Genomic DNA, 6,715 nt, shown 5'->3' on the forward strand with positions numbered 1-6,715 from the left:
TGCTGTTTGGCGTCCGTCCGTCGGATGGTGAGCACCATCCTAAAGCATGTCCTTCATTCGCCCGATGCCGCCATGCTCGGCTGGTGTGCCGTGACATCGTGCCGGCCTATCGATTGGTCACTTCATGAGCGCCTCCAATGCATCCTTGAGATGAATGACCTCGATGATGTCGAGCCCCGGCACGGTAAAGCGCTTGCGCATGGACGGCACCACGGCCGCGGTGAATCCCAGTCTTGCCGCTTCGCGCAGGCGATGCTCCAAACGTGGCACTGGACGAATCTGCCCGGTGAGGGATATCTCTCCGATGGCGCATGTCGTGCGCGATATCGGCCGGTTCTTCGCGGCGCTCGCCAATGCGCCCACAATGGAGAGGTCGCAGGAGGGCTCCTTGGCGTTCCCGCCCGCAATCGTGGAAACGTACAGGTCGTTGGCGAGCAGATTGATGCCGCCGTGACGGTACAGTACGGCCGTCAACATGGCGATGCGGCTTGGATCCACGCCGTTGACCGCGCGCCGTGGTGTCGGCAGCACCGATTTCGTGACCAGCGCCTGCACCTCGATGGGCAGGCTGCGGTGCCCGTCCAGAGTGAAGGTGATGCATGTGCCGTCCACCGAACCGGTGTCGGAGTCCCGGCCTGCGCCGGTGGACAGGAACAGTCCTGTAGGATCGGTGACTTCCTCGATGCCTTCGCCGCTCATATCGAAGCAACCGACCTCGTCGGTCGGTCCGAATCGGTTCTTGATCGCTCTGAGCATGCGCAGCGCCGTCTCGCTGTCTCCCTCGAACTGGCAGACCACATCCACCAGATGTTCCAGGGTTCTGGGGCCGGCGATCGAGCCGTCCTTGGTGACATGGCCAACGAGGAACACCGGGATGTCCAGTGTTTTGGCGGTGTCGATCAATGCGCTTGCCACTTCGCGGACCTGCGTGGAACCGCCTGAGATGCCATCGACCTCCTGGGAGACGATGGTCTGCGCGGAATCCACAATCGCCAGCGCAGGCCTATGCTGTTCGATCAGGCCGAGCACTGTGGACAGGTCGGTCGTCGAAGCCAGCAGCAGATTCTGTTCGACGGCGTTGATTCGTGTGGCTCGCAGTCGAACCTGCGCCTGCGATTCCTCGCCGGAAATATACAGCACGGTGCCTGATTGCGCCTGTCCGCCATTGCTTTCCCGGGAACGGGACGCATCGGGATGCGCAACGGCGCGAGCCACATTGCCTGCGGTCTGCAGCAGCAGTGTCGACTTGCCGATGCCAGGCTCGCCTGCGATAAGCGTCACCGATCCGGGCACCACGCCGCCGCCCAGCACGCGGTCGAATTCGCTGAATCCGGTCGAAAGCCGCAACACCGTCTCCGTGCCGATCTCGGTGATGGGCCTGGCGGCTGCACGGGCGGTGCTTGGAACCGCTACAGATGGCGTGCGTGATGTACGGCCCGGTGCCGCTGTTCGCGAACCGGAGGCCGCTTTCGCTTCATGGAACTCCTCCACGGTGCCCCACTGCCCGCATTCGGGGCATTTGCCGTACCATTTCGAACCGCTCCACCCGCATTCGGAACATACGTAATGCACAATTGACTTCGCCATGGTTCCACACTAACGCCGGATTTCGGTAGCGGTAAATTTTTTCCCTGTCTGATGGTACGGAAAGGCGTCACACGGCTGTGAGAGAATTTGGCCATGACCAACTCCGAGAACGTTTCGACGACGCAATCCCATGGCAAACTGATTGCCGTGGTGATTGCCGCCGCTGTAGTGATTATTCTGGCAGTGCTTTCCGCGTTCGTATGGCCGGGATGGGCCATCAAGAAAGATGATGCCAGCACTCCTCAGACGACGCAGCAGCAGGCCGCTGCGGAGGAGCCCACCAAGCCGACCATAGACCCCACAGCCCTGCCGGATGACGCCAGCGAGCTGTTGAAGGCGATGCCGGACAGCGTGCTGAATTTCGCCCGCACGAAGGCCGAGGCGACGACTTCTTGGAGCAGTGCTTCTCCGCTTGAGGAATACACGGTGACCTATTCCACCGGGGACAACGCCAAGGACGTTACTTTGGTGGTCGCCCAATGGTCCACCGCGGATAACGCCAAGACGCAGTATGACGCTCTGGCGGCGGCGCAGACCGGTGAGGAGCTCGCTTCGGGTAATGTCAAGGTCTCCGGCGACACCACCGGTTCATACACCGTCAAGGCGAATCCTTCGGATGCCAAGAAGGCCGTCGCCACGTGGCAGAACGATACGGTGGTGTTCCAGGCGAGCGGTGACAAGCAGGCGCTGGAACGGTTCTACCAGAAGTTCCCGCTGTGATGCACCACCTGTGAATGGACATGCGATTGCGTTGTCAAGGCTGCCACGATGGCGGCCTTGTTCCGTATCTGTGGATGCTTGGCATGTCCTGTGAGTTTGCGTGAACGCGGAATGAACAGGTGATGAAGCGCCGTGCGGCACACGAGTTCCCTCTGTCTTGCAACACGTGTACTATAGTGCAAGTTGCAACTTTTACGATTAATCGAAATGGAGGCTTCAGATGGGTTCTGTCATCAAGAAGCGCCGCAAGCGGATGAGCAAGAAGAAGCACCGCAAACTGCTGCGTAAGACCCGCCACCAGCGTAAGTAGTCTTACCTGCAATCAAGGCATGAAAACCCCGCAATCGCAACGAATGCGGGGTTTTTCGTATTCCATCGCGCTTCACGGATTGCTGGCATATGGACGCCGATATGCAAAACCGCTTTCGCGGGCGCGTCTGCGCTGCGAAAGCGGCTTGTCTTGGGATGGCGATGTGGTGTGGCGCCGAATCCGGTTGGTGCAATCGGCTGATGATTACACCAACCGATCACTTAGAGGCCGGAAAGGTCACTTGTTGGCGTTGGTCAGCACACGCGGGCCGTTCGGATCGCCCACGATGACCTTGTCCACCATGTTGAGGAACAGTCCGTGCTCCACCACGCCGACCGTGGTGATGAGGTCTTCGGCCAGCTCCTGCGGATGGTCGATGCGCTCGAGATGCAGGTCGACCACGAAGTTGTTCTCGTCGGTGCGCACCTCCTTGCCGTCGGCGTCAAGACGAAGCACCGGCTTGTAGCCCTTGGCCTCGAACTTCTTGATCACGTGGCCGGCGCCGAACGGAATCACCTCGACAGGCAGCGGGAACTTGCCGATGGTGTCCACCACCTTGGACTCGTCGACGATCCATACGATCTGGTTGGAGTTGGTGGCCACGATCTTCTCCCACAGCAGGGCGGCGCCGCCACCCTTGATGCCGTTGAAGTTCTTGTCCACTTCGTCGGCGCCGTCGATGGTGATGTCGATGTGATCGACGTCGTCGATGTCCACGATCTTGATGCCGTAGCTTTCGGCCTGGGCCTGGGTGCGGCGGGAGGTGGTCACGCCGGTGAACTCGAGGCCTTCCTCCTGATGGCGGCGGCCGAGTTCGTCGACCAGGAACTTCACGGTGGAGCCGGTGCCGAGACCGGCGATCATGCCGTCCTGGATGAGCTTGGCGGCCTCGATGCCAGCCGCCTTCTTCAGCGCGTCCTGCTGAGCCTTGTCCATGGGATTTCTCCTTTGTTTCCTTGGTTCAACCGTATAGGTATAACGGTGCACAGCTTGCTCTCTTATCCTAACGCGCATGAGCGAATTTGTGCCGTCGTGTCCGTTTCCATGCGTATTTGTGCGGATTGCGTGATGTGAGATAGCCCTTATCGTGCAATCCGTGATGCATATGCGCTATTGGCGGAAGAACGGCGCATTGGTGATGGTCAGCTTGCCGTCGCCGTCCACGTAGCCCTCGATGGCGATCGTGCCGGAGATCGGCATCGGTTGGCCGTTGAAATACGGGCTGGTCTTGGGGGCGGGGGAGAAGGTCAATGTTCCGGACACCGTCAGTCCGCTGGGAGTGGCGCTGCGCTGCCCTGACTGGACGGTGGACGGATGAGGCTGCGCTGGTTGCGCGGATGGTCGTGCATCTGTATCCGGTTGTGCCGCAGAGTCGAGCGAATGATCTTCGGCATGCTGGATATCGTGCGAATCGTCGGCATGCTCGCCGAAATCGAAATCGGGCACGCCTTCCGGCTCCGCCAGCATATCAGCAAGCGATTGTCCGGATGCCTTACCCATGCCGGCACGAGATTCGTGCGATTGCGGATGCGTTTCGGATGGTTCGGGCTTGCGCAACGCCGAGGCATCGGCCTTGCCGTCCAATACCAGCTGCACATCCGGTGGTACATCGGTGCCGTGCGCATATTCGGAATTCAGCAACGACTGCCACCCCTCGATCGGCAGATAGCCATCCCGTGCGCCGGAGCGGCAGTCGCCGGCATAGGTGCGGGCCAGCTCGTCCACCAATTCGTTGCCCGCGTTGCCGGCGTGGCCTTTGACCCACTTGAAGTTCACCGGCCCCGGACGCTTGGAGATCTCGGCGTCGATGGCCTTGATGAGCTCCACATTCTTCACTGGCTTCTTCTGCGAGTTCTTCCAGCCGTTGCGCTTCCACCCTTTGACCCAGGTGGTGGAGCAGTTGATGGCATATTGCGAATCGGACTCGATGAGCAGTGGTTCCTCGCCGGGGTGCGCGCGCAGCGCCTCCAGCACCGCGCACAGTTCGCCGATTTGATTGGTGCCGTTCGTGGCACCGCCCGCGTCATAGCCATGCTCATCGTGTTCATGGCCGGGTGCACCGCCCGCATTCTTGTCGTGATCGGCCCAGGCCCAGCCCATGGGGCCATTCGGATTGCCTAGTGCGGATCCGTCCGTCGATACTGTGATGGTCACGTTTCGCTCACTTTCCGGTCGGTGCGAACAGCCCCTCCGTGGGGCACGACTGCGCTCGCTCACCTTTCCTGTGGATTATCCGCTCGACTGTCCACATGACGGCGCTGCTTCGGATTATCCGGCGCATCGCCGTCCATCGGCGCGACAGTCGCTCTGCGCTCCCACCCTAACGTACGCCATGCGCAACGATTACTGTGCCGTTAGATGGTCGCTGAGTCATCGAAGTTATCCACATTTACTCTGTATAACGGAAGCTGGAACCACATACCCTGTTTTGGCTTCCCTTTTTTCGGCCGGTTCGTTACGGTGAGCCCATGAGTACCGCAATCAATGATGATGCCTATGCCGCACCTCACTATTCACTTGCTGCCGCGGAACCTCCACCGGAGGAGTCGGAAGTGACTTGCGCCCCTATGCGCGCCGCTGAGTCCGTGAGTGAGAACGGCCCAGTCCCTGCGATGGGCGAAAGCATCGCGCAGCGCAAACGCGATACTGCGCAACGCTGCACTGAAGTCGCCAAACGATTGGACCGTAGGCTGCTGTTCGGTATGACCACGTCCCTTGCGCTGCAATCCGTGCCGTTGCCGGCCGACTGCGATCTCGACCAGTTGGCATTGCATGCCGTGTGCAGCACACGGGACAAGCGCATTCGTGCTCGAAACGAAGAAGTACGCACCCATATATGGAGATACGTCACCAATGAGAACGTGGTACGGATCAATCGGCATGTCTTTGCATTGGACCTGTTCCATGTGTGGGCGCAGATGGCGGTGCATGTTCCGTTCGAATCGTTGGTTGTGCTTGGCGACGCCATCGTCACCGCCACGGCGAAGCAGTCGTCATTGGCCAACAATCGTGACATCTTGGCAGTGCATCGCGATTTCGCTGCGTGCATCAACGGACTTGTGGGATTCAAGGGCCGGTCTCGGTGTCTGCGCGCATTGGAGCTGGTCGTGCCCGGAGCGGATTCGCCGAAGGAAACCGAGGAACGAATCTCGCTGTTATCACATGGCATTCCTCAGCCTGCGGTGAACTATACGGTTCCCGATGCACTGTTCGACTCGGGTTTCCCAATGACGTTGGACATGGCCTGGCCGGAATACAAAGTCGCGGTCGAATATGATGGCGATCATCATCGTACAAGCAAGACGCAGTGGCGGCGTGATCGGGAGAAACGGGCCCGGCTGATCGGCCGGCGGTGGACCGTGTTCGTCGCCACCGCCGCGAGCCTTGCCGATGAGGATGCGCGTGCCGAGTTCGCCTTCAATGTGGCGCGCGAGCTTGCCCGTCGCGGCGCTGTATTCGAGTTTCGGGTGATCGCGATGACGATCGAGCAGCTGGCCGAGCGCCGATTGAAGGAGTCTCGCCGAAGAAGTTGAGGTCGACTCAGAGGAGTGGGGGTATTGGCGGCAAGGCGGGAAACCATGTCTGCTGACGACCTGAATTCAGTCAATGAGGTTCTCCGAAGGTGGGCGGAGATGCTTGGGATGGGGATGCGGAGCAATCTTTCCTGCATTCGCGGTGTATGGAAGCGATTCGGAGGGCAGTCAACTATTCATTGGCGCCCGGCACGTATGCCTGCCTTGTTGTGCCGTCCTGTTCTTGGGAATCTGCCTAAGAAAACGATGAATGTGCCTAGTGGTCCGTCTCGCAATTGTTTGAGTGGTGTTGGCCCCCTCTGACGAGGGGATGGCAGCGAAGCTGACTGGGGGAAAGACAGAAGCTGGGCCCCTCAATATATGGCGCTATTGCTGTTTTCGTGGGTGGTTGTTTGCCGGTGAGGCGTTGAACCGGTAAGAGAAGAGCGCTTTTTGGTTAGGATGTTCATCGACCAAGAAAAACACAACCGAAAAGCGCCTGATGAACAGCATATTCAAACAGCTCCTCAACGTCAAAGGCATGGTCGTCGAGAACGTCCGCATCGTCGACGGGCCCATGCGACCC

Annotated in this window: 6 protein-coding genes; 3 read left to right on the top strand and 3 right to left on the bottom strand. The window is 59.8% G+C overall.

Features of this window, described 5'->3' with window-relative positions:
- Nucleotides 1-117: 117 nt before the first annotated feature.
- Nucleotides 118-1,587, bottom strand: a complete 1,470-nt coding sequence (gene radA / locus BREU_RS01570) for a DNA repair protein RadA (RefSeq protein ID WP_044089070.1) — start codon at nt 1,585-1,587, stop codon at nt 118-120.
- A gap of 93 nt (nt 1,588-1,680) precedes the next feature.
- Here radA and BREU_RS01575 point away from each other — a divergent pair, with 93 nt between their 5' ends.
- Together BREU_RS01575 and BREU_RS11425 are read left to right on the top strand one after the other, a co-directional pair.
- Complete coding sequence (locus tag BREU_RS01575; RefSeq protein WP_044089069.1) at nt 1,681-2,307, top strand: hypothetical protein; 627 nt, start codon at nt 1,681-1,683, stop codon at nt 2,305-2,307.
- A gap of 220 nt (nt 2,308-2,527) precedes the next feature.
- Nucleotides 2,528-2,617: a 30S ribosomal protein bS22 gene (locus tag BREU_RS11425; RefSeq protein ID WP_004268639.1), complete on the top strand. Its 90-nt coding sequence runs from the start codon at nt 2,528-2,530 to the stop codon at nt 2,615-2,617.
- A gap of 237 nt (nt 2,618-2,854) precedes the next feature.
- On the opposite strand, the gene rpiA is transcribed toward BREU_RS11425, so the two are convergent.
- The gene (rpiA, locus tag BREU_RS01580) at nt 2,855-3,553 is read right to left on the bottom strand and encodes a ribose-5-phosphate isomerase RpiA (RefSeq protein ID WP_044089068.1); all 699 of its coding nucleotides are present in this window, start codon (nt 3,551-3,553) and stop codon (nt 2,855-2,857) included.
- A gap of 174 nt (nt 3,554-3,727) precedes the next feature.
- Nucleotides 3,728-4,717, bottom strand: a complete 990-nt coding sequence (locus tag BREU_RS01585; RefSeq protein WP_044089066.1) for a ribonuclease H family protein — start codon at nt 4,715-4,717, stop codon at nt 3,728-3,730.
- A gap of 467 nt (nt 4,718-5,184) precedes the next feature.
- Here BREU_RS01585 and BREU_RS01590 point away from each other — a divergent pair, with 467 nt between their 5' ends.
- Nucleotides 5,185-6,150: a hypothetical protein gene (locus BREU_RS01590; protein ID WP_238566970.1), complete on the top strand. Its 966-nt coding sequence runs from the start codon at nt 5,185-5,187 to the stop codon at nt 6,148-6,150.
- Nucleotides 6,151-6,715: the final 565 nt, after the last annotated feature.

It is taken from the genome of Bifidobacterium reuteri DSM 23975 (genome assembly GCF_000741695.1).
Taxonomy (GTDB): domain Bacteria; phylum Actinomycetota; class Actinomycetes; order Actinomycetales; family Bifidobacteriaceae; genus Bifidobacterium; species Bifidobacterium reuteri.